This window comes from Pseudomonas sp. 13B_2.1_Bac1 (assembly GCF_025466155.1).
GTDB lineage: Bacteria > Pseudomonadota > Gammaproteobacteria > Pseudomonadales > Pseudomonadaceae > Aquipseudomonas > Aquipseudomonas aylmerensis.
The window spans coordinates 11,430-37,520 of the sequence record NZ_JANLOH010000052.1; the positions used below are offsets into that span (position 1 = coordinate 11,430).

Consider the following 26,091-nt stretch of genomic DNA (forward strand, 5'->3'; position numbering starts at 1 on the left):
GGGGCAGTCATGGATATTCAGATAATTTCACGCAATGGCGAGCCCGAATACGCGGTTTTGCCATGGGACCAGTACCAGGCGCTGCTAAAAGCTGCCGGTCAGCCACACCCCTCACCGCCTCCTGCTGTTACTGCCCACGCCGCCCCCGCTCAGGATTTGCGCCCGCTCGCAGACCTGCGCGGCTTGCGCGAGGCCAAGGGCCTGGCCATCGAGACCCTGGCCCGCACAGTGGGTATCAGCCCCTCGTATCTTGGATTGATCGAAAGTGGTGAACGCCAGCCGGATGCCGCGATTCGCCGCAGCCTGGCCTGGGAATTGGGCGTTGCAGGTTGGAGGGATGAATCTTGAGCTTACGTATCAGCCGTCAACACTGGGATGGGTTACTCAACGAACTGGACCAGGCGCGCCGCCAGCGCCATCTGCTGACCTACCGCGCGCTGCTGGAGCGCCTGCAATTCCCGACGCCGGCCATGCAAACCCTGGCCGCTGCCCTGGAACACCTGGCAGCGCTGGATGCCAAGGCGGAGCAGCCGTTGCGCAGCTCACTGGTGATCAGCCAGGGCGCCAGCCGCCTGCCGCGTACCGGCTTTTTTGAATGCGTGGAGCGCCTGGGCCGGTTCAGCGGGCCGTCCGATGGGGTGGCCGCAGCCTCCTGGCACGCCTCGGAGGTGGTGCGGGTATTTGAATACGAGTACCCCGAATCCGCCGAGGCTTAAAGCGCCTGGGGCTGCATGTCCATGCTGTCGATCACATGAATGCTGTAGCCGGCCACATCCTTGGCATGGTGTTTGGCTTGCGATGCCATCTCGGCCAACTGGCTGGCATCGAGTTGTCCACAGGCCTGTGGATATAAGTGCACCACGCCTATCGACAGTGACAGCAACGCGAACTCCTGACGCACGCCCTGGCGATTCAACGCCACGAAGCAGCCAGCGTCGAGGTGCTCGGCGCGATAGAAACGCCGGCATTGGGTATGGAAATCATCCAGCAACTGGTTGAGACGCTTGCGCCAATCCTGCGGCCCCAGCACCAGCAAAAAATCATCCCCGCCAATATGTCCGACAAAATCGCGGCTCGGGTCGACTCGGTCGTTCAGGCACTGCGCCAGGCACAGCAACACCTCATCCCCACGCCCATAACCGTAGATATCGTTGAAGGGCTTGAAGCTGTCGATGTCCACGTAGCAGATCACCGACTCGCGCTGCTGCTGCAACAACCGTGTGAGGCATTGCTGGATCGGCACGTTGCCTGGCAGCAGGGTCAGCGGGTTGGCGTAGCGCGCTTGCTGGATTTTCAGCTCGGTAATCAGCTTGAGCACATCGATCACCCGGCCCAGCCCCAGGTAGTCGCCATTGAGGGTGATGATGAAGTCTTCCTCGATGCGCTGCCGCGCTCGGCTGGTCAGCAGGCGGCTGACTTGTTGCAGCGACTGGCTCAACTCCACCGCCAGAAAATCATCGCTCATCAAGCGGCTGATCGGTTTGCGCGCAAACAGGTCGGTGGCGAACGGCTTGAGCAGCGCATCCGACAGCGAATGCCGATGCACGATGCCGACCGGGTGGCCGCGCCCGTCCAGCACTGCCAGCGAGTTGAGGTTGGCCTGGCGGCGGAATGACTCCAGTACCTGGGCGGTGGCGGTGTCCTGGTCCACCGCCGGCTGTTCGTTGAGCAGCGCGCTGAGGTCGCTGCCTTCTTCGCTGAGGGCGATGTTGGCGTTGTCCGGCTTGGGCAGCATCAGGCGCGCCTCTTGCGGCGGCTGTTCCTGCGGGCGGCAGAGCAGGTAGCCCTGGACCAGGTCGACACCCATCTCCGTCAGCACAGCCAGCTCTTCCGCCAGTTCGATGCCCTCGGCAATCACCTGGGCGCGGGAGGCCCTGGCGATCTGCAGGATGGAGCCGACAAACTCGCGCTTGAGCGCATCCTGGTGAATGCCGTCGATAAAGTGCCGGTCGATCTTTACGTAGTCCGGGCGCAGCTCCGACCACAGCCGCAGGCTGGAATAGCCGGCGCCCAAATCATCCAGTGCGATGGCGAAACCCATGTTGCGGTAATGGTGCAGGGCGGTCTGCAGCAGGTCGAAGTCGTCGGTGGGCGTCTGCTCGGTGAGTTCGATCACCACCTGGCTTGGCGGGATGCCAAAGTCGCGCAGCAGTTGCAGGGTACGCCCTGGCTGATGCGCGGTTTCCATCAGGGATTCCGGCGAGATATTGAGAAACAGCTTGCCCGGCAGCTTCTGTTCACTGAAGCGTCGGCACGCGCTTTCGCGGCATGCGATTTCCAGTTCACTGAGGCGTCCCGCGTGGCTGGCCACCGAAAACAGGGCGACAGGGGAGTGCAGGGGGCTGTTCGAGGGGCCACGACTGAGGGCTTCGTAGCCGAGAATGCGCCGTTCAGACAGGCAGATGATCGGTTGGAACAGGCTGTGCAAACTGCCTTGAGCCAGGATAGAGCCCAATGCATTCAGCTGTTCGGTCATGGTCATGGCGATCTCGATCGAAAAAAAAGGACCGCAGGCATGACGCCTGCGGTCCTTCATTTCACGACAGAATGATGTCTATATGATGACACTCCAAGGAGCAATCACATTAAATCGCCATCATTTACTGCTTGGCCACCTGCTTGGTGATCTTCAGGTAGTCCAGCAGGATCCGGCCTGTCTCGGCCAGGTAAGCGTCGTCTTCCGGTTTGGTTTTCTCGGCTTCGGCCGGCAGCGCATCTTCATCTTCTTTTTTCAGCTCCTTGAGTGGATCTTCACCCTTGGCCTTGCGGCGGATGTTTTCCAGTACCAGTTGCTGGTTTTCGATGTCGGTGTGCTGCTTGCGACGATCCACTTCGTTGAGGCTGACGGTTTTTTCTTCCATCAGCTTCTTGGCCAGGGCCAGCTTGTCGCGGATGAACACGAACTCGGCATCCTTGGCGGAGCGGGTGTCGTGGTCAGCCTTGAGCTGTGCCAGGAACGGCTTGAACGGATCGGACGCCGGCTTGATCGCAGGACGGATGGTGTCCCACGGCATGGCTTCCGGCAGGGCGCTTTCGCCGATTTCCTTGGTGTCGATGATCGACGGGAAATCAATGTCCGGCAGCACGCCCTGATGCTGGGTGCTCTGCCCGGAAACCCGGTAGAACTTGGCCAGGGTCAGTTTCAGTTCGCCATGGTTCAGCGGCTGAATGGTCTGCACGGTGCCTTTGCCGAAGGTCTGGCCGCCGATGATCAGTGCACGGTGGTAGTCCTGCATGGCACCGGCGAAAATCTCCGAGGCCGAGGCCGAGAGACGGTTGACCAGCAGCGCCATCGGCCCTTTGTAGAAGGCCCCCGGGTTTTCATCTTCGAGCACGTCGACACGGCCGTCAGCGTTGCGTACCAACACGGTCGGACCCTTGTCGATAAACAGGCTGGTCAGCTCGGTGGCTTCCTGCAGGGAACCGCCGCCGTTGTTGCGCAGGTCGATGACCACGCCGTCGACTTTGTCTTTCTGCAGTTCCGTGAGGATTTTCTTCACGTCGCGCGTGGTGGACTTGTAGTCCGGATCGCCAGCACGGAAGGCCTTGAAGTCCAGGTAGAAGGCCGGGATTTCAATCACGCCCAGCTTGTAATCCTTGCCATCCTGCTTGAGGTTGAGGATTTTCTTCTGCACGGCCTGGTCTTCGAGCTTCACCGCTTCACGGGTGATGGACACGATCTTGCTGGTCTGGTCGTTCGGGGCATTGGTGTGCGGAATCACTTCCAGGCGCACCACGCTGCCTTTCGGCCCACGGATCAGCTTGACCACTTCGTCCAGGCGCCAGCCGACCACATCGACCATCTCTTTGTCGGCCTGGGCCACACCGATGATCTTGTCGGCCGGGGCCACTTGCTTGGTCTTATCCGCCGGACCTGCCGGCACCAGGCGCACGATCTTGACCTGGTCATTGTCGCTTTGCAGGACGGCACCGATGCCTTCCAGCGACAGACTCATATTGATATCGAAATTTTCCGCGTTATCTGGCGACAGATAATTGGTGTGCGGATCGTAGGACATCGCGAAGGTGTTGATGTAGGCCTGGAAGATATCTTCGGCACGGGTCTGGTCCAGACGTGCCAGCTGATTCTTGTAGCGCTTGGTCAACAGCTCCTGGATCGCCTTGGGCTCTTTGCCGGCGATCTTCAGGCGCAGCACTTCGTCCTTGACGCGTTTGCGCCACAGGTCGTCGAGCGCGGCGGTGCTGGTCAGCCAAGGCGCGTCCTTGCGATCCACCAGAAGGGTTTCCTTCTGGGTGAAGTCGAGCTTGTCGACGCCTTTGTCCAACTCACCCAGGGCGAAGTCCAGACGCGCTTTGACGCGGTCCAGGTAACGCTTGTAGATGGTGAAGCCGGGCTGCAGGTCGCCGCTCTTGAGGAAATCGTCGAACTGGGTCTTCCACTTGTCGAACTCAGCGATATCGCTGGCCAGGAAGTAGCTGCGCGACGGATCCAGCAGCTTGAGGTAGCTGTCGTAGATGATCACCGAGCGCGCATCGTCAAGCGGCGGCTTGCTGTAGTGATGACGCTTGAGCAACTCGACGACGTTGAGGCTGGCAATCACCTCATCGCGATCAGGCTGAAGGTTGTCCCAGCTGTTGGCTGCGAACGTATTGGTCGACATCGACGCGAAGCCGAGACCAATGAAAAAAGCGAGGGCGGTGCTGGGGAACAAATGCTTCATGCTGATTCGACGCGGGGGCAATTGATAACGCATATTAGGCCGTCTTTGAAGTCGCCGGTTCCATATGGTCCGGTCGCATAATGCAAAAAGCCCGGCGCTACTGCTACGGGCTCAGTCCAGGTTCACTATGGAGGCACTGTGAAAGCATTGCAAGGCGTTGAAGGTCATGTGGAGTGGTTGGAAGAACCAAGTCCTACCTGCGATGTAGGCCAAGTTCGCATTCGCGTGGCGGCTGCGGGCCTCAATCGCGCAGATTTATTACAGCGTGCCGGGCTTTATCCACCACCACCCGGCGCCAGCCATGTGCTGGGCCTGGAGTGTTCCGGGGTGATCAGCGAAGTCGGTGCTGGCTCGTCCTGGCAAGTGGGCGATCGCGTCTGCGCATTGCTGGCCGGCGGCGGCATGGCCGAAGAAGTGGTGGTGGACGCACGGCATGTGCTGCCGGCGCCGGAAGGGCTTTCGCTGGTCGAAGCGGCCGCATTGCCTGAGGTGTACAGCACGGCGTGGCTCAATCTGTTCCAACTGGCGGGCCTCAAGCCGGGCGAAAAAGTCTTGCTGCATGCCGGTGCCAGTGGCGTGGGCTCGGCGGCGATCCAGCTGTGCAAGGCGTTTGGCAGCCCGTGCTGGGTCAGTGTCGGTTCGGCGGAACGCCTGGCGTATTGCGAAGAATTGGGCGCCCAGGGCGGCGTGGTACGTACCGACGGCATCGAAGGGCTGCGGGACTTCGGGCCGTTCGATGTCATCCTCGATCCGGTCGGCGGCGACTACGCCGCGCTGGACCTCAAGCTGCTGGCCCTGGACGGTCGCTGGGTGCTGATCGGCCTGATGGGAGGCCGCGAGGCGCAACTGGACCTGGCCCAAGTGCTGGGCAAGCGTGTGCAGTTGTTGGGCTCGACCCTGCGCAGCCGCAGTGATCAGTTCAAGGCGGACCTGTTCAGTGATTTGAGCCAGCACGTGTGGCCGCTGTTCACTGAAGGTCGCTTGAGCCCGCAATTGGCCAAGACGTTCCCGATCAAGGATGCCGAGGCGGCGTTTGAAGCCTTGGCGAGCAACCAGATCTCCGGGAAATTGGTGTTGGTGATTGACGAGACATTGGTCTGACACCAGTCTCCGGCTGAAATGAGATCAAACTGTGGGAGCGGGCTTGCTGGCGAAAACGGGGTGTCAGATGAAACATTCTTCACTGACAAACCGCTTTCGCGAGCAAGCCCGCTCCCACAGTGGATTGGATTTCAATTCAAGGAGCGCAGTGTCACACCCAGTGATGGATCGGCCAGCCGGCCTTTTCCGCGTGCTCGCGTAGCACCGGGTCCGGGTTCACCACGTTTGGGTGATCCACCTTCAGCAGCAACGGCAGGTCATTGCGCGAATCCGAGTAGAAATACGCCCCTTCCAGCGTCTCGCCTTCCTGCTCCAGCCATTCCAGCAAGCGTGTGATCTTGCCTTCGCGGTAGGTCAGTACACCGACGGTACGGCCGCTGTACACGCCATGGCTCACTTCCAGATCAATCCCCAGCACTTCATCGATGCCGATCCGCGCCGCAATCGGCGTGACCAGGTGGGTGCCCGAGGCGGAAATCACCAGGATGCGGTCGCCATTGGCGCGGTGGCGGGCGATGGTCTTGGTGGCGTCGCTGTAGATCAGTGGTTCGATCACGTCCTCGACCCAGGGCTCCACCAGGTGGTCGATTTCCTCCGGGGTGCGGCCGATCATCGGCTCCAGGCTGAAGTCCATGAAGTCTTCCATGGCCAGCTTGCCCTGGCTGTAGGCGTCCATCAGCTCGTTGTTCCTGCGCATGAACGACTCGGGGTCGACCCAGCCCAGGCGGCCCATCTGCTCGCTCCACAGGGTGGCGCAGTCGCCGTGGATCAGGGTGTCGTCCAAATCAAAAATTACCAATGCCATCCGTTACGCTCTCTCAATCAGTCGTGCTGCTCAGGCTACTTCACACAGTGCACTGGGGTCGATGGAAAGTGCCAGGCGCTGGCCGTCGGGGTGCAGATCGTCCGCTGAGCGGTTCAGTACGTCCACCACCAATTCGACGCCACGGGCTTCGATGCGGTAGCGGATCACGTTGCCCAGCAGGCTGTGGCTGCGCACCAGGGCATCGAGTTCGCCGCTGCGGCTGAGCTCGATGGCCTCGGGGCGAATCGCGATGCGCCCGCTGATCGGCCGCTGCAGCAACTGGCTGGCCTTGTCGGCGTCCAGCAGGTTGTAGTTGCCGATAAATCCGGCGGCAAAGACATCCACCGGCGCGGTGTAGAGGGTTTCCGCGTCGCCGCTTTGCACGATCTTGCCCTGATTCATCAGGAAGATCCGGTCCGACATGGTCAGGGCTTCTTCCTGGTCATGGGTCACGAAGATCGTGGTCAGGCCCAGTTCGCGCTGGATCTGGCGGATCTGTTCGCGCAGGTGTTTGCGAATCCGCGCATCCAGCGCCGACAGCGGCTCATCGAGCAGCAACAGGCGCGGGCGGGTGACCAGCGAGCGGGCGAGCGCCACGCGCTGGCACTGGCCGCCCGACATCTGGTGCGGGTAGCGGCCGGCGAGGTCCTTGAGTTCGACCAGTTGCAGCACTTCCTGTACCCGCTTGTGGCTGTCATCGGCATTGACCTTTTGCATGCGCAGGCCGAAGGCGACGTTCTGTTCCACGGTCATGTTGGGGAACAGTGCATAGCTCTGGAACACCATGCCGATGTGACGTTTCTGCGGGCTCAGCGGGACGATGTCCTGGCCATCCAGCAGGATTTTCCCACTGTCCACCGAGGTCAGGCCGGCGATGCAGCGCAGCAGGGTGGACTTGCCGCACCCGGACGGGCCGAGCAGGGTGACGAATTCGCCCTTGGCGATTTCGCAGTTGATATCACTGAACACCGGGGTGCCGGCGTAGCCTTTTTGCAGGTGTTGGACGCTGACGAAGCTCATTGGCTTTTGTCCTTGTTCAAGATATTGGCGGCCCAGGTCAGCACCAGCACAAAGAAGAAATAGGAAATCACGACGGCACTGGTGAAGTGGCCGCTGCTGTTGCGCATGTTGTTCAGGTACACCTGCAGGGTTTCGTAGCGGGTACCGACGAGGATGTTGGCGAACACGAACTCACCGAACAGGAACGAGAACGACAGCAGCAGCGCGACCATCAGGCCTTTGCGCAGGTTCGGCAGCACCACCAGGATCGCCGCCTGCCAGGTGCTGGCGCCGAGCAGTTGCGAGGCATCCATCAGGTCTCGCAGGTTGATCGCCTGCAGGTTATTGGTGATCGCGCGGTACATGAACGGCAGCGCCACGGTGAAGTAGCAGCCGATCAGGATCCATGGCGTGCCCACCATCGCCAGCGGCCCGGAACCGTAGAGTTGCAGCAGGCCCACCGACGACACCACCGGCGGCACCGCGAAGGGCAGCAGGATCAGGATGTTCATCAGTGCGTCGAGCCTTGGGAAGTGGTAATGCACCACGAACAGCAGCGGCAGGATCAACACCACCGACAGCAGCAGCGCGCCCACGCACACCAGCAACGACTGCCCGAAGGCCATCAGGAAGCGCGGGTCGCTCCACAGCTGGACGTACCATTTCACGGTAAAACCGGCGGGCAGGATGGTTGCCGACCAACTGCTGGCAATCGAATAGACGAAGGTGCCGATCAGCGGCAGCACCAGGATCGCAAACAACAGGTACACCACCACGCGGTGGTAGAGGGAGGCCGGGCCGGCTTCAGCGCGAGACATGGTAGCTCCTCTTGAGCAACAGTTGATGGACCACGGTGACCACGGTCATCAGCGCCACCAGCACCACAGCCAGGGCGCTGGCCATGTTCGGATCCAGCGAGACATCCCCCGACACCAGGCCGGCGATGCGAATCGGCAGCACGTTGAAGTTGCCGGTGGTCAGCGCGTAGACCGTGGCATAGGCGCCCAGCGCGTTGGCCAGCAGGATCACGAACGTGCCCAGCAACGCCGGCGTGAGCACCGGCAAGCCGATATGCCGCCAGAACTGCCAGCCATTGGCACCCAGCAACGCCGCCGACTCGCGCCAGTCTTCGCGCAGCGCGTCGAACGCCGGGTAGAGCAGCAGCACGCCGAGGGGAATCTGGAAGTAGGTGTAGAGAATGATCAAGCCGGTCTTGGAGTACAGGTTGAAGTCCTGAATGATCCCGGCCTGCTTGAGCATGATGGTGATGCTGCCGTTGAAACCCAGCAGGATGATGAAGGCGAACGCCAGGGGGACGCCGGCAAAGTTGCTGGTCATGTTGGCGAAAGCGGTGACGAAATTGCGCAGCGGCGAATCGACCCGGCGCAGGGAGTAACTGCCCAGGGTGGCGATAATGATGCCGAAGATGCTCGAGTAGAAGCTGATCTCCAGGCTGAACTGGATGGCTTGCAGGTAGAACTTCGAGCTGAAGATCCGCGTGAAGTTGTCCAGGCCCCAGCCGGTTTCTTCCGTTTGCAGGCTGTTGATCAACACCCAGACGAGCGGGGCGATTTCGAACACGATAAAGAACAGCGCGAAGGGCACAAGGCACAGCAGCGCCAGCCATTTGCCGCGAGTCATGGAATTCACTTCAACAGCTCCCGGCAGACAGGTTTGTCGTGAGGTACGCCCAACAGCTCGCAGACGGTGCCGCACAGGTCGGTCTGGTTCGGCGCGGCGTGGATGTCGAGGCTGAAGGCATCGCCGAGTACAAACAACGGCACTTCGCGCTCTTCCGGCAACAGGCCGTTGTGGGAGCGATCGTTGTTCATGCCGTGGTCGGCGGTGACCAGCACCTGGTAGCCGGCATCGAGCCAGCCTTGCAGGTAGTCAGCCAGGATGATGTCGGCCGAGCGGGCGCTGTTGCGGTATTGCGCGGTGTCGAGGCCGTGCTTGTGGCCGGCGTCGTCGATGTTCATCGGGTGCACGACCAGGAAGTTTGGCGCGTGTTTGACGCGCAGGCTTTCGGCGTCGGCAAACAGGTGTGAATCCGGGTAATGGTCATTCCAGTAGAAATGCCCGTGCTGGATCGCCAGCGCCTTGTCGTCGGTATGACGATCACGCGCGGCAATAAAGGGTGTGCGGTTATACAACTCGCTGACCCAATGGTAAGCCGCCGCTGCAGTGGTCAGACCGGCGTCGGTGGCGTAATGGAAAATGCTGCGTTGGTTGGACAGGCGCGAGACCTGATTGTGGACGATGCCGCTCTGGATCGGTGGCACGCCGGTGAGGATGCACTCATACAGCGGGCGGGACAGGGCGGGCAGTTCACATTCCAGTTTGTAGAGGGCTGCGCGTCCTGCGCCGACATAGGCCTGCAAGTGCCCCATGGCGTGTCGGGCAACCTCGAAATTCAGGCCGTCGAGCACGACAAGGATGACATTGTGCTTCATGGGGGCTGGGGCTCCGCAACAGGGGTGTGGATCTTTTGTTCGGTTGGAACCGGATCAAATGTGGGCGCTGGCTTGCCTGCGATGGCGATGTATCAGTCGACATCAATGTCGAAGGTTCGACCGTCATCGCCGGCAAGCCGGCTCCTACAGGTTTTGCGTCGCTTACTTCATTTCTACGATGACTTGCTCGTTCCACTGTTGTGGCAGCTTCTTGGAGGTCGCTTCCCAGGCATCGGCATCCTTGATCGGTTGCGGATTGGCCTTGGTGTACTGCTCGCCCGGGATCAGGTTCTTGGCGATATCGGCCGGCAGTTTCAGGTCGGTTTCAGCACGGATCGGACGCGCATTGCCACGCGCCAGGTTGAGTTGGCCGGCATCGCTGAAGATGTATTCGCGGGTCAGCTTGGCGGCGTTCGGGTGCTTGGCATATTTGTTGATGATGGTGGTGTAGCCGGATTTTACCGAGCCGTCAGAAGGAATCAGCACCACGTAGTCATCCGGGTTGGCCATCTTGGCCTTGTAGCTCAGGCCGTTGAAGTCCCAGACGATGCCCACTTCGACTTCGCCTTTTTCCATGGTGGCGATGGTCGGGTTGGACAGCGAGAGTCGACCTTGCTGGGCGATCTTGGTGAAAAACTGCAGGCCCGGCGCGATGTTTTTCTCGTCGCCTTTATTGGCGATGGCTGCCGCCAGTACGCCGTTGGCCGCTTGGGCCGCGGTGCTTACGTCACCGATGGAGACTTTGTATTTGCCTTTCTGCAGGTCAGCCCAGCTGGTTGGCACGTCAGAACCGTGCAGCAGCTTCTTGTTGACGATGAAGGCGATGGTGCCGGTGTAGGCCAGGGCCCAGTGACCGTCCTTGTCTTTCGCCCAATCCGGGACCTGGGCCCAGGTCGACGGTTTGTACGGCTGGGTGACTTCCTGCTTCACCGCGATCGGACCGAAGGCCGCGCCCACGTCGCCGATGTCGGCGCTGGCGTTGTCTTTTTCAGCCTTGAACTTGGCGATTTCCTGGGCCGAGCTCATGTCGGTGTCGATGTGCTTGAGGCCGTAGGTCTTGGCCAGGTCTTCCCAGGTGCCTTTCCAGTTGGCCCAGTCATCGGGCATGCCGACGCTGTTGATGGCGCCTTCTGTCTTGGCGGCAGCTTCAAGGGTTTTTAGATCGGTATCAGCAGCCATGGCGGCGGTGCACATGGCAATGGTCGAGCCTAACAGTGATGCCAGGAAAAGCTGTTTCATCCGAAGCTCCTTTGGGCGTTTTCAACGCTGCGTTTTTGTCGACGTTTGCGGTGGTGTTGGTCTAGGTCAGCAATACCTGAGCCAATCTAGGCTGGATGGATGACAGTTTCATGTCGATGTCGTTTTTAAATCGCTTGTGTCGCTCAGCACAGACTTAGCGTAGACCATGCTCAAGTGCCCGCAGGGCCTGGACTTGGCCGATGTATTGCAGGGTGTGCAGGAGGGACTCGACATGGACTGTCATCTGTCGGTCATCTGTAATGCCTAGGCTGGCACGCAATGGCAGGAGCCCGAATACAGCGCGTTTTGTGCACCTGAACGGTGCTGGTCTAGTCCAGATAGGTAACGTTGATGCGTGATGAGGCAATCAAGGCGGTGACATCCATCGGCCTGGCGCTGCAAGAGCAGATCGACCACGGCCTGTTGCCGCCTGCAAGCAAACTGCCCGCCGAGCGCAAGCTCAGCGAGTTGTTTGGTACCACTCGAATTACTGTGCGGGAAGCCTTGTTACAACTGGAGGCCCAGGGCCAGATCTATCGTGAGGAGCGCCGGGGCTGGTTTGTCTCGCCACCACGGCTGGCCTACAACCTGATGCAGCGCAGCCACTTTCACGCGATGGTCAACGATCAGGGGCGGGTGGCGTCTACCGAAGTGATCTCTGCACGGCTGCAACCGGCCTCGGCGGCGGTGTGTGCGTGGTTGCAGTTGCCGGCGTTGTCCAGCGTGATCCAGATCTGCCGGGGCCGGCGGATTGACGGGCGGCTGGTGTTGTATGTGGAGCACTACCTGAACCCGCAGTATTTCCCGGGGATTCTTGAGTGCGACCTGAATCAGTCAATGACTGAGTTGTACGCGCGCAAGTACGACTTGCACTACGGGCGGGTGCGTTTCGAAATCGTCCCGACCTCATTGCCGGTGGAAGCCGCCGCCGCGTTGCGCGTGTCGGTGGGCAGCCCGGGCCTGCGGATTGCCCGGGTCAATTATGACCAGCACCAGCGACTGATCGACTGCGACCTGGAATTCTGGCGGCATGATGCAATTCATGTCGGAGTGGATGTGGTTTAACCCGTGTGGCAAGCAGGCTTGTTTTGAAATGCGGGCAGGCTTGTTGTGGAATGCAGGCACGCTTGTTGTGGAATACAGGCACGCTTGTTGTGGTGAGCAGGCTTGCCCTGCGTTGGGCTGCGCAGCAGACCCAAAATCTGTATGGGGTTTTTTCTGGCAGGTTACGGCGGCCTTAGTAGGGGGCTGCTACGCAGCCCAACGCAGGGCAAGCCTGCTCGCCACAGAGTTTTGTTCACCACATAAGCCTGTTCACCCATAAGCCTATTCACCACAGTGGCCTGCCCACCACAGAAGGCTGATCTTCAGATGTCAGGGCGCGAGTGTCTTGATCACCTGATCCGCATTGGTTTCCGACTCTGCACCGTCGACGTTCAGCATCTGTCGTCACCGGCAAGCAGTCTTGTTATGGAATAGTTGTGGTGAGCAGGCTTGCCCTGCGTTGGGCTGCGCAGCAGGCCCAAAATCTGTATGGGGATTTTTCTGGCAGGTTAGGGTGGCTTTGATAAGGGGCTGCTGCGCAGCCCAACGCAGGGCAAGCCTGCTCGCCACAGAATTCTCTGTTCACCACGTAAGGTTGATCTTCAGATGTCAGCGCGTGAGTGTTTTGATCACCTGATCCACATTGGTTTTCGGCTCTGTCGACGTTCAGCATCTGCCGTCACCGGCAAGCAGTCTTGTTATGGAATACAGGCACGCTTGTTGTGGTGAGCAGGCTTGCCCTGCGTTGGGCTGCGTAGCAGGCCCAAAACCTGTATGAGGATTTTTCTGGCAGGTTAGGGTGGCTTTGATAGGGGCTGCTGCGCAGCCCAACGCAGGGCAAGCCTGCTCACTACAGTGGCCTGCTCACCACAGAAGGCTGACCTTCAGATGTCAGGGCGTGAGTGTCTTGATCACCTGATCCACATTGGTCTCCAGTTCGGTCACCGGCTCTGCGCCGTCGACGTTCAGCACCAACAGTTGCGCACCGCCTGCCGTGACGGCGGCTTTTACCGCTTCGCTTGGCTGACGATGGTGCAGCACCACGGCCACGTCGTTGTCCTTCAACGCGGCGCTGAATGTTTGCAAGGCCTCGGGTGTCCAGTCGGCGTCGGGGCGGGCGTCGGTGCTGACCACTTCCAGGTTCAGGCTGCTGACCAGATAAGCGAAGTGATCGCTCAAGCTGACCACGCTGAGGTTGTCCGCCTTGGCCAGCCGTGTTTCGCTGTCGGCGCTGAGTTTGAGCAGGCGCTGCTTGAGGGCGGCGAGGTTGGCGTCGATGGTCGGCTTGGCGTGGGGCGCCAGGCGGCTCAGGTCGGCGGCCATTACATCGGCCATGCGCCCCATATTGTTGCTCGATTGCCACGGCTGGCTGTTCAGCCCGTCGGCGCTGCCCGGCTGCACGGCGATCCCCGGCAAGCCGCCATCCACCGGGCGTGCCGCGTCGATTTCGACGATGCGGATGTTGCTGCGGCGTGCCACTGGGTAGAGCGGGTCATCCGCCCACAGCGAGCGCAGGCCGATGGCTGCATCGGCGTCCACCGCCAACTTGCCCAGCGCCGGCGCGCCACGGCCGGTGAAATAGGACACCTGGCGCGACCCGGGCAGGTTGGCGGGAGCTGCGCGCTCCAACTGCACATCGGTGCCCTTGAGCAGCACTTCGGCCAGCCCGTAGGTGATGGGCAACGAGGCGAGCACTTTGACGGTCTTGACCGATTTTGCCTTGCTCAGTGCAGCATGGCCGAGGCCATTGTTGGCAACGAAGTCCCGGGGTTGGAACCCGTCAACGGCGGCCAGCGCCGAGGTGCTGAGCAAGCAAGCGATGGCCAGGGCCAGTGGGCGAAAGACAGGGCGCATTATCCAAGATTCCCTTTGAGGCTAGGCACCGTGCCGCGCGCAATAGCGGCAATGGCGAAGGCGATACCGGCCACCAGAATGATCGCGGCGCCGGACGGAACAGGCAGGTCGAAGATGATTGGCAGCAGGATGCCGCACAGGGTGCTGACGGTGGCGATTACCACCGAGACCCAGAAAAACCCCTTGAGCGACTGGCTGAGCAGACGTGCCGCCGCCGCCGGGATCACCAGCAGCGCGCCGACCAGGATCGCGCCGATGACCTTGACGGCCGCCACAGTGATCAGCGTAACCAGGATCACGAACAGGTAATCCAGGGTCTTCACGGCCACGCCGCGCACTGCCGCCAGTTGCGGGTTGAAGCTGGCGAGCATGATGCGGTTGTACAGCGGCAACGCCAGGGCCATCACCAGTGCGCCGACAATCGCCAGCACCAGCAGGTCATTGCCGTTGACGGTCAGCACCGAGCCGAACAGCACGTTTTCAAGGATATGCACGTTGATCTTGCCTGCCAGGATCAGCAGCAGGCTCGCGCCCAAGGCCAGCGACACCGACAGGAACACGCCGATCAAGGTGTCTGGCGCCAGGCCGGTGCGGTTGCGCAGGTAATTGAGCAGGATGCCGAACAACAGGCAGTAGCCGAACAGGCTGCCATACGGCCCGGTGTAGGGTTCGCCGAGCAGAATGCCCACGGCCACGCCGGTCAGCGCGGCATGGCCGACCGCTTCGGAGAAAAACGCAAAGCGCTTGACCACCACCAGCGTGCCCAACCCGCCCAGCACCGGGCCGATCAGCAAGCCGGCGAGCAGCGCGTTGACCACAAAACCATAGGCCAGTGCCTCCGGCAGATAGCCGGAAGACGCCCAGCCCTGGACCATCAAGCGAAACGCTTCATAACTCATTGCGCCGGGCTCCGAGGGTGGGTAGAGAACAGGGTCAGCAGGCGGTCCGGGGTCAGCGCCTCTTTCGGCGTGGCGTCGAACAGCACGCGGCGGTTCAACCCGGTGACGCGGTCGGCCAGGCGGCCCACGGCCTCCAGGTCGTGCTCGATCCACAACACGGTGATCCCGGCGAGGCGCCAGTCATTCAGCAAGCGTTCGAACACCTGGATACCGGCCTCATCGAGTGCCGACATCGGTTCATCCAACACCAGCAATTGCGGCGCCGGGATCAACCCCTGGGCCAACAGCACGCGCTGGCGCTCGCCACCCGACAATGCGCCCATGCGCCGCTTGCGTTTGTCCTGCATGCCGACCCGTTCCAGTGCCTCGCCGATTGCGCCGGCGTAATGCCTGGACAGTCCGAGAAACGCCGGACGCCGTTGGCACATGGCAGCCATGAAGTCATCGACGGTCATCGGTAAGCCACGGTCGAATTCCAGCGCCTGAGGCACATAGCCGATGGTGCCGGGCGTGCTTGGCCACTGCAGGCTCAACCGCCCCTGATGCGGCGTCTGGCCCAGCAAGGTCTTGATCAGCGAGCTTTTGCCGCCGCCGTTGGGGCCGACCAGCGCATGGATGCTGCCCGGCTGTACCTGGAAGGTCACGCCGTCGAGGATCGTGGTGCGACCGAGGGTCAATGAGATGTTGTCGAAGTCGAGGGTCGGGCCAATGCTGGCCACCTCCAGTCGTTGCGCTGCGGTCATGCTCCCGACTCCTGGATCGCCCGGACCACGGTGTTGAGGTTGCCGGTCATTTCCACTTCGTATTTCTCCGCGCTGTAGGCGCCGTAGGAAATATGCGACAGCGGGTACAGCTTGACCCCGGATTCACGCTGGATGGTCTCGACGTAAGTGGACGGGAAATCCATTTCCGAGAAGATCACCTTCACGTCCAGGGCTCGCAGCTCATCGATGGTTTTCTTCAGTTGGCTGGGGCTTGGCTCGATACCGTGTGCCGGTTCGACCACGGCGGTGACTTCCAGGCCAAACTCGCGCAGCAGGTAGTCGTAGGCCGCGTGCACGGTGGCGACGCGCAGGTCGGGGTTGGGTGCGCTGGTCAACTTGGCCAGGGCATCGGCGCGCATCTGGCGCAGGCGCTTGCCATAGGCGCGAGCGTTCTGGGTGTAGGTCTTGGCATTGTCAGGGTCGAGCTTGCCCAGCTCGCGGGCGATGTTGTTGACCTGGGCAATCGACGCGCTGATCGACAGGAAGGTGTGCGGGTTGACCACCTTGCCTGCACCGCGCGCGGCATTGCCGGTGGCGGCCAGCAATGGCACGTTGGCATTGGCTTCGATCACCGGGATGTCCGGGCGCTCGCTGGTGGCGATCATGCGGTCGGCGAAGTCGTCATGGCCGACGCCGTTGAGCACGATGACATCGAGGGTGCCGATGCGCTTGATGTCTTCGGCGCGCGGTTCGTAGGCGTGAGGGTTGAAACCGGCAGGAATCAGCGGCACGACCTCGGCCTTGTCGCCGACGATGTTCGCCACGTAGCTGTAATAAGGGTGCAGGGTGATGCCGATCCGCAGGCGCTTGGCCGCCTCGGCATTGGCCAGCGGGGCCAGCATCAGGCTGAACAGGCCAACCAGTAATACGCGCAACAGGGGAGATGAAATAGACATGGGCAATCGGTCTTCTCGTTCAGTGACGGTGCTGGCGGGTGACGCCGGCATCGAATTGCGCGACCACTTGCTGCCAGCCGGCTGCGATCAGCGCCTGGTCAGAGAGGTCGGAGGGGGCGGCCAGGTCGGTGCTGCGATTGAGCCAGATATCCGGCTCGGCACCGTGCACGCGCATCAGCAGCGAGCCACTGGTGGCAGGTGCCTGGCTCAGCCCCAGGTAGGACGAAGGCGCCAGCAACTGCCAGCGATGATCGCCACGGCTGACCGAGCTGGCATCCTGGGCGAAGGGCGCAAAGCCTTCTTCGGCCAGTTGCGCGGGCGTGGGCAGGGCGCTTTGCTCTTGTGCCAGCAGCTGGATTTCATCCAGGGTCACGCGCAAGTCGGCATAGATGCCCTGTTCGGCAGCACTGAGGTCACGGCGCGCGTCCAGCTGGTGGCTGGGCACCGCGGCGACCTCCTGGGATTCGCCGTGCAAGGCCACCACCGTGCCGGCCACCGCGAGGATGATCAGGCACAGCAGCAGGACGTAGAGGGTCTCGTGCCCGGCACCGGCGGGGCGCACAACCTGTGTCGTGCTCATTGCGGCTGGATGTCCGCTTGGTCGATTTCCACGACGTGACCGGGACCCGCATCAAACAGCACATAGAACTCGGCCGAGGGTTTCTTGAAGGTCAGGGTCGAATCCTGGCCCAGCTTGCCGGGCACCAGGATCGTTTCGTCGTAGCCGATCACATCCAGCGTCACTCCGGGGGCGCCGCTGCCGTCGGAGAAGCCGCCTTTGCACTCGATCTGCTCGCCGGGGATTTCCTTGCATTCGCACATCGGGTTGTGGGCCAGGGCCAGGGTACTGAAACCGGCACCGAGCACTAGCACGGCGCAGGCACGGGTCAGGCGCTTCAAAGTCATGGTTTAACTCCTTGCTTGTTCAGCCAGGCAATGGTGGCAGGCGAGGCCTGGCTCAGCGGGATGGAACCCTGGTGCATCGTGCCGTCCCAGCCTTCCATGGTGACCCACAGTTCGGCGTCGACCGGTGTGCGCTCCGGCACCGGCAGGGCGGCGCCCATGCGGTACGGGGTGCCGAAGAAGATCACCCCGGCGGCGCGCAGGCTGCGCGGTTTGCCGATGCGCAGGTAGGTGGCCTTGACCTGGTCGGCGCAGGTGTCGCACAGGGCGGCGTTGAAGAATTTCATCGGGCCGGCAGGGTCCGGGCGCGGGCCTTCGTTGCGAAACTCGGCGAGTTTCAGGCTCCAGGGCCCGACCTGCACATCACCGGCCAGGCGTTCGCCGATGCCGGTGTCACCCCGAAACAGCGCGGCGTCGGCGAAGTACTTGGGCATGAAGCCCAGCGGCACCAGCAACAGCAGGACATTGATATGGAAACGCCATTTAAGCCAGAAGGCCCGCAGCGGCGATGGCGGTGTAGCGGTAGCGACCTTGCTCATGGGTTGGCCTCCGAAGTTTCAGCCTGCAGGGCCGGGATGGGCGCGGGCGCACGTTGCGCCTTGGCCTCGCGCTTGAGCGCATTGAGGGTCGCGAGGGCGGTGCGCTTGGTCCAGATCAACAGGCCGCTCAGCACCATCATGCTCAGCACCAGGCCGAAGAACGCCCAGATCAGCTTGATCCAGATACCGCCGAAGTCGCCGGTGTGCAGCGGACGCATGGACTCGGTGACGAACTCCAGTTTGGTGCGGTCGGAGAGCAGGTGCGACGAGGCGATTTCACCGTCATACGGGTTGATTTGCGCGGTCTGGTACATCAGCGGGTACCAGCCCCGGCCACCGATCTGCAGGTGGCTGTAGGCGTTGAGCGGCAGGCTGACGAAACTCGCTTCCAGCCCCGGGATGCGCTGGGTGGCGATCTCGATGGCTTTATCCACGGGAATCATCGGTGCCGGCACGCCAGGTGCCGAAGTCGGAACTTTCTCGCGTGCGATCACCGGGACGATGGGCTCGCTGGAAATCGAAATCTGGTTATCCCCCAGGATCGCCTGGATCAGGAACCAGGTGCCGGTGATGGAGATCACTGCGATAAACCAGATCGACCAGATACCGCTCAGGCGGTGGAAATCCCCCCAGAAAATCCGCGCGCCGTGGCGGATTCGCAGGGTCGGCTTGAGAAAGCCCTTCCAGAAACGCTTGTACACCACCAGCCCGGTCACCAGCGAGGCCAGCAGCGGCAAGCCGAGCAGCGACACCAGGTACCAGCCCCAGCTGTAGCCATTGGTGAACGGCACCAGCCACCAGCCGTGCAAGGCGCGGGTGAACTGGCGGAAGTCGAACGACGGACTGATGCCCTGGATCGCCCCGGTGTACGGGTTGACGTAGACCTCTACCGAACGGCCGTCGGGGTAGCTGAGGTCGACACTCAGGGCAAAGTGCGATTCGTCCGGACGGCTGAGCGACTGCACGATCACCTGGGGTTCGGCGCGCTTGATGGCGCTGATCACCTGGTCATAGCTCAGCGGTTCGGCATCGTCCGACGGTTTGCTCGCGCGGATGTCCGGGTTGGCCAGCCACACGATTTCCTGGCTCACCACCGCCAGGGTGCCGGTGACGCAGACGATCAGTACGAAGAACCAGATGGGCAATGCCAGCCAGCTATGAACGAGAAACCAGAGTTTGGAGCGTGACTTCTTCGACATGTGAATGAGGGTCTTGATCGGAGGGGGGCGATGGAGGCCCGAAAAAGGCCAGTCGTAGCTTTTGCTGACGCGACGGGCTGTATCTAAGTTAAGACGGATGAGAATGGGAAAACCCTAATCCGAACATGCAAGTAAATGTTTCAGATTCACATTCACACGGATTAACGACGCGATCGAACACGAAACATGTTCCAAGCCATCACCGAGGTGGCATTGATGAGGGCAGGAGGCTGCGTAGGATGGAGCCATACCGTTGAGCGAGCCTTTAGAACAATGACTGCCAGAACTCTCTACGACAAACACATCGATTCCCACACGGTGTGCGCCCTCGATGACCAGGGCCACGTGCTGCTGTATATCGACCGCCAGGTGATCAACGAATACACCAGCCCCCAGGCTTTCAGTGGCCTGCGTGAGGCCGGGCGTGGCGTATGGCGTCCGGGTACGGCGCTGGCCGTGGTCGACCATGTGAACCCCACCACGCCCCAGCGCATCGCGGCGATGCCCGATGCGGGCGGGGCGCGGCAAGTGTCTTACCTGGCGGAGAATTGCCGGGATTTCGGCATCGAGCTGCTGGATATCCTCGACAAGCGCCAGGGCATCGAACATGTGATCGCGCCGGAACAGGGGTTTATCCTGCCGGGCATGGTGATCGCCGCCGGTGACAGCCACACCACCACGTACGGAGCCCTGGGCGCCTTTGGCTTCGGCATCGGCACCTCGGAAATCGAACACCTGCTGGCCTCCCAGACCCTGGTCTACAAGCGCCTGAAAAGCCTGCGCGTCACCGTCGAGGGGGCGTTGGCCAAGGGCTTGACCTCCAAGGACGTGATCATGGCGCTGATTGGCAAGATCGGCGCGTCCGGTGCGACCGGCTATGCGATCGAGTTTCGAGGTTCGACCATCGACGCCTTGAGCGTCGAGGCGCGCATGACCATCTGCAATATGGCGGTGGAGGCGGGTGCTCGTGGCGCATTCATGGCACCGGACGAAAAAGTCTTCGCCTACCTCAAGGGCAAGCCGCGCGCGCCCACAGGTGAGTTGTGGGAGCAGGCGCTGGTGGGCTGGCGCCAACTGCATTCAGACGCCGACGCGGTGTTCGACCAGGAAGTGCACCTCGACGCGAGCACCCTGGAGCCCATGGTTACCTGGGGCACCAGCCCCGACCAGGCTGCGCCGATCGGCGCCCGGGTGCCGGATCCGCAGGACGTCAGCGACCTGATCCTGCGCCAGGACATGCGCCGCGCCCTCAACTATATGGGCCTGGAGGCCGGTATGCCGCTGAGCGAGATCGTCATCAGCCATGCCTTTATCGGTTCCTGCACCAACGCGCGGATCGAAGACCTGCGTGACGCCGCCAGTGTGGTGCGCGGCAAGCAGGTGGCCGAGCACGTGCGGGCGATGATCGTGCCCGGTTCCACCGAAGTGCGCGACCAGGCCGAAGCCGAAGGGCTGGCGGCGATCTTTATCGACGCCGGTTTCGAATGGCGCCAGTCCGGCTGCTCGATGTGCCTGGCGATGAACGATGATGTGCTGGCCCCCGGCGACCGCTGCGCCTCCAGCACCAACCGCAACTTCGAAGGCCGCCAGGGCGCCGGCGCGCGTACCCACCTGATGAGCCCGGCAATGGTCGCCGCGGCCGCGATCACCGGCCGCCTCACCGATATCCGCCACTTTGGAGACCGCCCATGAGCCTGCAACCCTTTACCCTGGTCACCGGCAAGGCCGCGCCGATGCTGGCGGCGAATATCGACACCGACGTGATCATGCCCAAGCAGTTTCTCAAGGGCATCGACCGCAGCGGCCTGGACCGTGGGCTGTTCTTTGATCTGCGCTTTTTGCCCAATGGCGCGCCCAATCCCGAGTTCGTGCTGAACCAGCCCGCCTGGCAGGGCGCGAGTTTTATGGTAGTGGGGCCGAACTTCGGCTGTGGTTCCAGCCGTGAGCACGCGGTGTGGGGCCTGAAGCAGATGGGCATCCGCGCACTGATCGGCAGCAGCTTTGCCGGAATTTTCTATGACAACTGCCAGCGTAACGGCGTGCTGCTGATCACCCTGGAAGAGGCGGTGCTGCAGCGCCTTGGCCAGACCGTCAGCCAGCCCGACCAGGCGCAGATCAGTGTTGATCTGCAAGAACAGCAGATTCGCTTGGCGGACGGCCAGGTCATTGCGTTCCAGATCGACACCCTGCGCAAGACCGCGCTCCTGCTCGGCCTGGATGCAATCGGCAGCACCCTGCAGCGCAGCGAAGAAATCAAAGCCTTCGAACGCCGCCACCTCGCCGCCAATCCCTGGCTCAACTGACCTACCCGAACCGCAATCGCCGGCAAGCCAACTCCTATGGGTGAACGGGTTTGCACGGCGGGAAAGAAGCCATCCCCCAGGCAATAAACCCTTGCTTGGCCCACCCCAAACTGTAGGCGCCGGCTTGCCGGCGATTGCAGTGTCAAATATTGCAAACTGACCCACCGCTATCACCGGCAAGCCGGCGCATACCATCGGGCGGCATTGCTCGGCAGCATGGCTTTAGATCGACAGCCCTTTGAAGTGCTCCTGCAAGAACTCCACACACGCGCGCAACTTCCCCGAATACGCTAGCCGCGTCGGGTATACCGCCCACACGTTGGCACTCTGGGTGTAGTTGTGCAGCACCTGCACCAGCTTGCCCTGTTCCAGCAGTGGTTTCACATCCCACATCGAGCGCAGCAGTACGCCGCGCCCATCCAGCGCCCATTGCAGTACGATCTCGCCATTGTTCGAGGACAACGGCCCGCGCACGCGCACGCTCTCCTGGGCGCCGTCGTGCTCGAGGTTCCAGATGCCGAAGGCGTTGTCGCGCTCCTTGAGCACCAGGCAGTCGTGCTGCTCCAGGTCGCTCAAGTGTTGCGGCGTGCCCCGGCGTTGCAGGTACGCGGGCGCGGCGCACAGCACCCGGCGATTGCTCACCAGGCGCCGGCCGATGTGCTGGCCGGGGATGTCGTCGCCTACGCGGATCTCCAGGTCGAAGCCTTCGCTGACGATGTCCACCACGCGGTCGAACAGGTCCAGGCGGATTTCCAGGTCCGGGTACTGCTCCGCCAACAACGACAGGGCCGGTGCCACATGATTGCGGCCAAAGCCGAAACTGCTGCACAGGTGCAGGCGGCCACGCGGGCTGTCATGGGCATCGCTGAGTTCATCGGACAGTTGCTGGAAGTCTTCGAGAATACGCACGGCCCAGCGCTGCACCCGTTCACCGTCTTCGGTGAGGGCGATGCGGCGGCTGGTGCGGTGCAGCAGGCGGGTGGCCAGGGTGGTTTCCAGAATCTGGATACGCTTGCTGACATACGCCGGCGACAACCCCAGCTCATCGGCGGCGGCAGCGAAGCCTGCCTTGCGGATCACGGTCAGGAACACCCGCAGGTCTTCGGGTAGGGGCACGGTATCTTTCTTATGAGTCATCAGAAACAAGCGTGGCGGCATGAGCCGCCAGAATAGCACCGGTATGACGAGGCAGCGTGCTCCCGCTGGAGTGCGCAGCGCTCCGATCTTTTTCGGGGCCGCCGCGCAGCCCGGCGGGCGCAAGCTCCCTCGCCACCGTCAGGGTTTACTCGGCAGCGATTTTCGCCTGTGCCGCCTGGGCAGCGCGCGCATGGCGGCCGCGCTTGAGGGCGATCGGCGCCATCTTCTCGCGATCCAGTTCGCCCTCCCAGGCGGCCACCACCAGGGCGGCCACGGCGTTGCCGATGATATTGGTCAGCGAGCGGCATTCGGCCATGAACCGGTCGACGCCGAGAATCAGCACCATCGCCGCCACCGGCACAGTCGGCACCACCGCCAGGCTCGCCGCCAATGCCACAAACCCGGCACCGACCACCGCACCGGCGCCTTTGGAGGTGAGCATGGCCACCGCCAGCAGGGTCAGTTGTTGCTCAAGGGGCAGGTGGATATTGGTGGCCTGGGCCAGAAACAGCACCGCCAGCGTCATATAGATGTTGGTGCCGTCCAGGTTGAACGTGTAGCCGGTCGGCACCACGATGCCCACCACGCCCTTGGATGCGCCGAGGCTTTCAAGCTTCTGGATCAGTTGCGGCAGCGCCGACTCCGACGAGCTGGTGCCGAGCACGATCAACAGTTCCGACTTGATGTAGCCCATCAACTTGAAAATGCTGAAGCCGGCATAGCGCGCGATGCTGCCCAGCACCACGGCGATAAAGAAGAACGCGGTGATATAAAAGGTACCTACCAGTTTCAGCAGCGGCAGCAACGAGCCCACGCCGTATTTGCCGATGGTGAAGGCAATCGCACCAAACGCACCGATCGGCGCGACGCGGCTGATGATGCCGACAATGCGGAAGAACACCTCGCTGGCCTGGTTGATCACCCCCACCAGTGGCCGACCTTTTTCACCGACCATCACCAGCCCGACGCCAAACAGCACGGAGACGAACAGCACCGGCAGGATCTCGCCCTTGGAAAACGCATCGAAAAACGTCGTGGGAATCACGTGCAGCAGGAACCCGGTGATGCCTTCGCCATGCTCGGCCTGGCCGACAAAGCCGGCAATCGCCGAACTGTCGAGGGTCTTCACATCAATGTTGAAACCGACGCCCGGGTGCAGCAGGTGCGCGGCAAGAATGCCGATCAGCAGGGCGATGGTGGACACCACTTCGAAGTACAGCAGCGCCTTGCCGCCGACCCGGCCCACCTGCTTCACGTCGTGCATGCTGGTGATACCGGAGACCACCGTGCAGAAGATGATCGGGCCGATGATCATTTTGATCAGCTTGATAAAGCCATCGCCCAGGGGTTTGAGGTCAATACCGATCTGTGGCCATTGGTGGCCGATCAACACGCCCAGCGCGATCGCGATGAGCACCTGGATATACAGGGTTCCCAGCAGTTTTCTGATTGTCATTGTTATTATCTCGAGACGTTGTTTTGGGCAAAGCGAACCCGTCGCAGGCCGTTGGCAGCCTGCGAGGCGGGTGTGTCAGGTCACGGGGTGGTGCGGCTCAGCGAAGGAAGGCCAGGACTTCGCCAAGCAACAACTCGGGGGCTTCTTCAGCGATGTAATGGCCGGCCGGCAGGGCCTTGCCGCGAACATCGGTGGCGACTTTCTGCCATTCCTTGAGCGGCTCGAAGCAGCGGCCGACGGTGCCTTCGGCGCCCCACATGACCAGCAGGGGCAGGTTCAGGTGGTTGCCGGCGTCGATATCCGCCTGGTCGTGCTCAAGGTCGATACCGGCGGCAGCACGGTAGTCCTCGCAAATGCCGGTGGCGCTGCCCGGCAACTTCAAGCAACGCAGGTAGTCGGCGAAGGCTTCATCGGTGAACGGCTTGAGCCCGGCACTGCGACTGCCCATCACGCTGCGCAGGTACAGCTCGGGGTTGCTCTCGATCAAGGCTTCGGGCAAGGGCGCCGGGCGAATCAGGAAGAACCAGTGCCAGTAAGCGCGGGCGAAAGCCTCGTCGGTTTGTGCATACATCGACAGGGTTGGCGCGATATCCAGCAATACCATGCGCTGCACGGCCTCGGGATGATCCAGGGCCAGGCGATGGGCCACACGGGCGCCACGGTCGTGGGCCAGCAGCGAAAACTGCGCGAAGCCCAGGGCCTGCATCAGCTCGACGCCGTCGCGGGCCATTTCGCGTTTTGAATAATTAGTGTGATGGTCATTGGCCGGCGGCCTGCTGCTGTCGCCATAACCGCGCAGGTCGGCGGCGACCACGGTGAAGTGCTCGGCCAACTGCTCGGCGACTTTATGCCAGATGACATGGGTCTGCGGATGCCCGTGCAGCAGGAGCAGGCCGGGACCCGTACCGCCTTTGCGGTAGCTGATGTCCACGCCGTTGACGTGGCACTGGTCTTTCTGGAATCCGGCGAACATGGAATGACTCCTTGTGATGATTGCCTGCATCCTGGAATCACGCGGCGTTCGCGGCAAGGGGGAAAGCGTGGAGGGGTTGTTCATGAAGTGTGTAGGAGCTGGCTTGCCCGCAATGAAATCGACTCGGTATGCCGGATAGAACGAGTGGTCTGCATCGCAGGCAAGCGCCCACATTTGATCGCCATGGCCTCAGGTATCTCAGCCTTGCTTGAACATCTCCATGGCACGCTGGCGGATCTGCTCCTCGGTCAGGTTCTCCTTGCGCGTCGCGAGGAACCACAGGTGGCCGAACGGATCCTTCACGCTCGCGGAGCGGTCGCCGTAGAACTGGTCCTTCGGCTCCGACACCACCGTGGCGCCGGCAGCCACGGCTTGTTTGAATTGCGCGTCGACGTCGTTCACATACAGGTGCAAGCCGACACTGGTGTGTGCGTCGGGATTGCGCAGGGCCATCTCCGCGCAGGGTGTGCCGAGCATGATCGCCGAATCACCGATGCGCAGCTCGGCATGCCCGACTTTGCCGTCGGGCATGTCCAGGCGCATGACCTGCGTGGCGCCGAAGGCTTTCTTGTAGAACTCGATGGCTTGCGCGGCGTTGTCGATGCCCATATAAGGCGTGACGCTGTGATAGCCCTCGGGAATGGGTTTAACGCTCATATCGTTCTCCTCAGGTGGTGGTTATGGAGGCACGGCCTCTTCACTATAGGCCACGTATCGCGGGGCCTGCGGGCAGCCGACGAGGTGTTCGCCAGGCAACAGTGAACGGGCAGATTGCTGCGCCATAAGCGCCGTCGCGACGCTTTTACAGGGCCAGGCTGCGTGTTTGCGGGCACGGCACAGAAGCT

Annotated in this window: 26 protein-coding genes; 6 read left to right on the plus strand and 20 right to left on the minus strand. The window is 61.9% G+C overall.

Annotated features, from left to right (window positions below; translation table 11 throughout):
- Positions 1-9: 9 nt before the first annotated feature.
- Entirely contained in the window at positions 10-348 is a 339-nt protein-coding gene (locus NTD80_RS12450; RefSeq protein ID WP_262133825.1) for a multiprotein-bridging factor 1 family protein, read from the plus strand.
- Entirely contained in the window at positions 345-716 is a 372-nt protein-coding gene (locus NTD80_RS12455) for a hypothetical protein (protein WP_005786715.1), read from the plus strand. The genes NTD80_RS12450 and NTD80_RS12455 overlap by 4 nt, the downstream gene beginning before the upstream one ends.
- On the opposite strand, the gene NTD80_RS12460 is transcribed toward NTD80_RS12455, so the two are convergent.
- Both NTD80_RS12460 and NTD80_RS12465 read right to left on the minus strand, forming a co-directional pair.
- A complete protein-coding gene (locus NTD80_RS12460) occupies positions 713-2,482 on the minus strand; it encodes a bifunctional diguanylate cyclase/phosphodiesterase (RefSeq protein WP_065901923.1) in 1,770 nt (589 codons plus the stop codon). The two genes, NTD80_RS12455 and NTD80_RS12460, sit on opposite strands and share 4 nt — an antisense overlap.
- 118 nt (positions 2,483-2,600) lie before the next feature.
- On the minus strand, positions 2,601-4,682 hold the full coding sequence (locus tag NTD80_RS12465) for a carboxy terminal-processing peptidase (RefSeq protein WP_226939950.1): 2,082 nt from the start codon (positions 4,680-4,682) through the stop codon (positions 2,601-2,603).
- A 138-nt stretch (positions 4,683-4,820) separates the two neighbouring features.
- On the opposite strand from NTD80_RS12465, the gene NTD80_RS12470 reads away from it, so the two are divergent.
- Positions 4,821-5,783 carry a zinc-binding dehydrogenase gene (locus NTD80_RS12470; protein WP_262133826.1) on the plus strand — a complete coding sequence of 321 codons (963 nt, stop codon included), beginning with the start codon at positions 4,821-4,823 and terminating at the stop codon, positions 5,781-5,783.
- A gap of 151 nt (positions 5,784-5,934) precedes the next feature.
- Here the strand turns inward: NTD80_RS12470 and NTD80_RS12475 are convergent, their stop codons facing one another.
- The 6 genes from NTD80_RS12475 to NTD80_RS12500 form a co-directional block, all read right to left on the minus strand.
- Positions 5,935-6,588 carry an HAD family hydrolase gene (locus tag NTD80_RS12475; protein WP_065901351.1) on the minus strand — a complete coding sequence of 218 codons (654 nt, stop codon included), beginning with the start codon at positions 6,586-6,588 and terminating at the stop codon, positions 5,935-5,937.
- A 30-nt stretch (positions 6,589-6,618) separates the two neighbouring features.
- Positions 6,619-7,608: an ABC transporter ATP-binding protein gene (locus NTD80_RS12480; RefSeq protein WP_065901349.1), complete on the minus strand. Its 990-nt coding sequence runs from the start codon at positions 7,606-7,608 to the stop codon at positions 6,619-6,621.
- Positions 7,605-8,405, minus strand: coding sequence for an ABC transporter permease (locus tag NTD80_RS12485; RefSeq protein ID WP_065901347.1), 801 nt, complete (start codon positions 8,403-8,405; stop codon positions 7,605-7,607). Before NTD80_RS12485 ends, NTD80_RS12480 begins: the two co-directional genes overlap by 4 nt.
- Positions 8,392-9,228: an ABC transporter permease gene (locus NTD80_RS12490; RefSeq protein WP_162946148.1), complete on the minus strand. Its 837-nt coding sequence runs from the start codon at positions 9,226-9,228 to the stop codon at positions 8,392-8,394. The genes NTD80_RS12485 and NTD80_RS12490 overlap by 14 nt, the downstream gene beginning before the upstream one ends.
- 5 nt (positions 9,229-9,233) lie before the next feature.
- Complete coding sequence (locus NTD80_RS12495; RefSeq protein WP_262133830.1) at positions 9,234-10,040, minus strand: alkaline phosphatase family protein; 807 nt, start codon at positions 10,038-10,040, stop codon at positions 9,234-9,236.
- A gap of 162 nt (positions 10,041-10,202) precedes the next feature.
- Positions 10,203-11,279: an ABC transporter substrate-binding protein gene (locus tag NTD80_RS12500; RefSeq protein ID WP_262133832.1), complete on the minus strand. Its 1,077-nt coding sequence runs from the start codon at positions 11,277-11,279 to the stop codon at positions 10,203-10,205.
- Positions 11,280-11,630: 351 nt separating this feature from the next.
- Between NTD80_RS12500 and NTD80_RS12505 the strand changes: the two genes are divergently transcribed.
- The gene (locus tag NTD80_RS12505) at positions 11,631-12,344 is read left to right on the plus strand and encodes a UTRA domain-containing protein (protein WP_053128712.1); all 714 of its coding nucleotides are present in this window, start codon (positions 11,631-11,633) and stop codon (positions 12,342-12,344) included.
- An 870-nt stretch (positions 12,345-13,214) separates the two neighbouring features.
- Here NTD80_RS12505 and NTD80_RS12510 read toward each other — a convergent pair.
- From NTD80_RS12510 to NTD80_RS12545, 8 genes are read right to left on the minus strand one after another with little or no spacing between them, the layout of a single operon-like run.
- On the minus strand, positions 13,215-14,177 hold the full coding sequence (locus NTD80_RS12510; protein ID WP_262133835.1) for a metal ABC transporter solute-binding protein, Zn/Mn family: 963 nt from the start codon (positions 14,175-14,177) through the stop codon (positions 13,215-13,217).
- A complete protein-coding gene (locus NTD80_RS12515) occupies positions 14,177-15,076 on the minus strand; it encodes a metal ABC transporter permease (RefSeq protein ID WP_106804649.1) in 900 nt (299 codons plus the stop codon). Before NTD80_RS12515 ends, NTD80_RS12510 begins: the two co-directional genes overlap by 1 nt.
- Positions 15,073-15,819 carry a metal ABC transporter ATP-binding protein gene (locus NTD80_RS12520; RefSeq protein WP_106804648.1) on the minus strand — a complete coding sequence of 249 codons (747 nt, stop codon included), beginning with the start codon at positions 15,817-15,819 and terminating at the stop codon, positions 15,073-15,075. The genes NTD80_RS12515 and NTD80_RS12520 overlap by 4 nt, the downstream gene beginning before the upstream one ends.
- Positions 15,816-16,736 carry a metal ABC transporter substrate-binding protein gene (locus NTD80_RS12525; protein ID WP_065901323.1) on the minus strand — a complete coding sequence of 307 codons (921 nt, stop codon included), beginning with the start codon at positions 16,734-16,736 and terminating at the stop codon, positions 15,816-15,818. The genes NTD80_RS12520 and NTD80_RS12525 overlap by 4 nt, the downstream gene beginning before the upstream one ends.
- Positions 16,737-16,755: 19 nt before the next feature.
- A complete protein-coding gene (locus NTD80_RS12530) occupies positions 16,756-17,316 on the minus strand; it encodes a DUF6162 family protein (RefSeq protein ID WP_262133838.1) in 561 nt (186 codons plus the stop codon).
- On the minus strand, positions 17,313-17,642 hold the full coding sequence (locus tag NTD80_RS12535) for a hypothetical protein (RefSeq protein WP_120448031.1): 330 nt from the start codon (positions 17,640-17,642) through the stop codon (positions 17,313-17,315). Before NTD80_RS12535 ends, NTD80_RS12530 begins: the two co-directional genes overlap by 4 nt.
- Positions 17,639-18,178 carry a thiamine pyrophosphate-binding protein gene (locus NTD80_RS12540; RefSeq protein ID WP_065901318.1) on the minus strand — a complete coding sequence of 180 codons (540 nt, stop codon included), beginning with the start codon at positions 18,176-18,178 and terminating at the stop codon, positions 17,639-17,641. Before NTD80_RS12540 ends, NTD80_RS12535 begins: the two co-directional genes overlap by 4 nt.
- Positions 18,175-19,377: a PepSY-associated TM helix domain-containing protein gene (locus NTD80_RS12545; protein ID WP_262133840.1), complete on the minus strand. Its 1,203-nt coding sequence runs from the start codon at positions 19,375-19,377 to the stop codon at positions 18,175-18,177. Before NTD80_RS12545 ends, NTD80_RS12540 begins: the two co-directional genes overlap by 4 nt.
- Before the next feature lie 273 nt (positions 19,378-19,650).
- Here NTD80_RS12545 and leuC point away from each other — a divergent pair, with 273 nt between their 5' ends.
- Positions 19,651-21,069, plus strand: a complete 1,419-nt coding sequence (leuC, locus tag NTD80_RS12550) for a 3-isopropylmalate dehydratase large subunit (protein WP_106804643.1) — start codon at positions 19,651-19,653, stop codon at positions 21,067-21,069.
- Positions 21,066-21,680 carry a 3-isopropylmalate dehydratase small subunit gene (leuD, locus tag NTD80_RS12555; protein WP_065901309.1) on the plus strand — a complete coding sequence of 205 codons (615 nt, stop codon included), beginning with the start codon at positions 21,066-21,068 and terminating at the stop codon, positions 21,678-21,680. Before leuC ends, leuD begins: the two co-directional genes overlap by 4 nt.
- A gap of 222 nt (positions 21,681-21,902) precedes the next feature.
- On the opposite strand, the gene NTD80_RS12560 is transcribed toward leuD, so the two are convergent.
- The 4 genes from NTD80_RS12560 to NTD80_RS12575 form a co-directional block, all read right to left on the minus strand.
- The gene (locus tag NTD80_RS12560; protein ID WP_262133842.1) at positions 21,903-22,817 is read right to left on the minus strand and encodes a LysR substrate-binding domain-containing protein; all 915 of its coding nucleotides are present in this window, start codon (positions 22,815-22,817) and stop codon (positions 21,903-21,905) included.
- A gap of 145 nt (positions 22,818-22,962) precedes the next feature.
- Positions 22,963-24,273: a dicarboxylate/amino acid:cation symporter gene (locus NTD80_RS12565; protein WP_065901303.1), complete on the minus strand. Its 1,311-nt coding sequence runs from the start codon at positions 24,271-24,273 to the stop codon at positions 22,963-22,965.
- Positions 24,274-24,370: 97 nt separating this feature from the next.
- Positions 24,371-25,246 carry an alpha/beta fold hydrolase gene (locus NTD80_RS12570; RefSeq protein ID WP_065901300.1) on the minus strand — a complete coding sequence of 292 codons (876 nt, stop codon included), beginning with the start codon at positions 25,244-25,246 and terminating at the stop codon, positions 24,371-24,373.
- 198 nt (positions 25,247-25,444) lie between these two features.
- The gene (locus tag NTD80_RS12575) at positions 25,445-25,903 is read right to left on the minus strand and encodes a VOC family protein (RefSeq protein ID WP_065901297.1); all 459 of its coding nucleotides are present in this window, start codon (positions 25,901-25,903) and stop codon (positions 25,445-25,447) included.
- Positions 25,904-26,091: the final 188 nt, after the last annotated feature.

Coding starts and splice junctions, on each gene's coding strand:
- NTD80_RS12450 (WP_262133825.1), top strand. CDS start 10: ATGGATATTCAGATAATTTCACGCAATGGCGAGCCCGAATACGCGGTT.
- NTD80_RS12460 (WP_065901923.1), bottom strand. CDS start 2,482: ATGACCATGACCGAACAGCTGAATGCATTGGGCTCTATCCTGGCTCAA.
- NTD80_RS12465 (WP_226939950.1), bottom strand. CDS start 4,682: ATGAAGCATTTGTTCCCCAGCACCGCCCTCGCTTTTTTCATTGGTCTC.
- NTD80_RS12475 (WP_065901351.1), bottom strand. CDS start 6,588: ATGGCATTGGTAATTTTTGATTTGGACGACACCCTGATCCACGGCGAC.
- NTD80_RS12480 (WP_065901349.1), bottom strand. CDS start 7,608: ATGAGCTTCGTCAGCGTCCAACACCTGCAAAAAGGCTACGCCGGCACC.
- NTD80_RS12485 (WP_065901347.1), bottom strand. CDS start 8,405: ATGTCTCGCGCTGAAGCCGGCCCGGCCTCCCTCTACCACCGCGTGGTG.
- NTD80_RS12490 (WP_162946148.1), bottom strand. CDS start 9,228: ATGACTCGCGGCAAATGGCTGGCGCTGCTGTGCCTTGTGCCCTTCGCG.
- NTD80_RS12495 (WP_262133830.1), bottom strand. CDS start 10,040: ATGAAGCACAATGTCATCCTTGTCGTGCTCGACGGCCTGAATTTCGAG.
- NTD80_RS12500 (WP_262133832.1), bottom strand. CDS start 11,279: ATGAAACAGCTTTTCCTGGCATCACTGTTAGGCTCGACCATTGCCATG.
- NTD80_RS12505 (WP_053128712.1), top strand. CDS start 11,631: ATGCGTGATGAGGCAATCAAGGCGGTGACATCCATCGGCCTGGCGCTG.
- NTD80_RS12510 (WP_262133835.1), bottom strand. CDS start 14,177: ATGCGCCCTGTCTTTCGCCCACTGGCCCTGGCCATCGCTTGCTTGCTC.
- NTD80_RS12515 (WP_106804649.1), bottom strand. CDS start 15,076: ATGAGTTATGAAGCGTTTCGCTTGATGGTCCAGGGCTGGGCGTCTTCC.
- NTD80_RS12520 (WP_106804648.1), bottom strand. CDS start 15,819: ATGACCGCAGCGCAACGACTGGAGGTGGCCAGCATTGGCCCGACCCTC.
- NTD80_RS12525 (WP_065901323.1), bottom strand. CDS start 16,736: ATGTCTATTTCATCTCCCCTGTTGCGCGTATTACTGGTTGGCCTGTTC.
- NTD80_RS12530 (WP_262133838.1), bottom strand. CDS start 17,316: ATGAGCACGACACAGGTTGTGCGCCCCGCCGGTGCCGGGCACGAGACC.
- NTD80_RS12535 (WP_120448031.1), bottom strand. CDS start 17,642: ATGACTTTGAAGCGCCTGACCCGTGCCTGCGCCGTGCTAGTGCTCGGT.
- NTD80_RS12540 (WP_065901318.1), bottom strand. CDS start 18,178: ATGAGCAAGGTCGCTACCGCTACACCGCCATCGCCGCTGCGGGCCTTC.
- NTD80_RS12545 (WP_262133840.1), bottom strand. CDS start 19,377: ATGTCGAAGAAGTCACGCTCCAAACTCTGGTTTCTCGTTCATAGCTGG.
- leuC (WP_106804643.1), top strand. CDS start 19,651: ATGACTGCCAGAACTCTCTACGACAAACACATCGATTCCCACACGGTG.
- leuD (WP_065901309.1), top strand. CDS start 21,066: ATGAGCCTGCAACCCTTTACCCTGGTCACCGGCAAGGCCGCGCCGATG.
- NTD80_RS12560 (WP_262133842.1), bottom strand. CDS start 22,817: ATGACTCATAAGAAAGATACCGTGCCCCTACCCGAAGACCTGCGGGTG.
- NTD80_RS12565 (WP_065901303.1), bottom strand. CDS start 24,273: ATGACAATCAGAAAACTGCTGGGAACCCTGTATATCCAGGTGCTCATC.
- NTD80_RS12570 (WP_065901300.1), bottom strand. CDS start 25,246: ATGTTCGCCGGATTCCAGAAAGACCAGTGCCACGTCAACGGCGTGGAC.
- NTD80_RS12575 (WP_065901297.1), bottom strand. CDS start 25,903: ATGAGCGTTAAACCCATTCCCGAGGGCTATCACAGCGTCACGCCTTAT.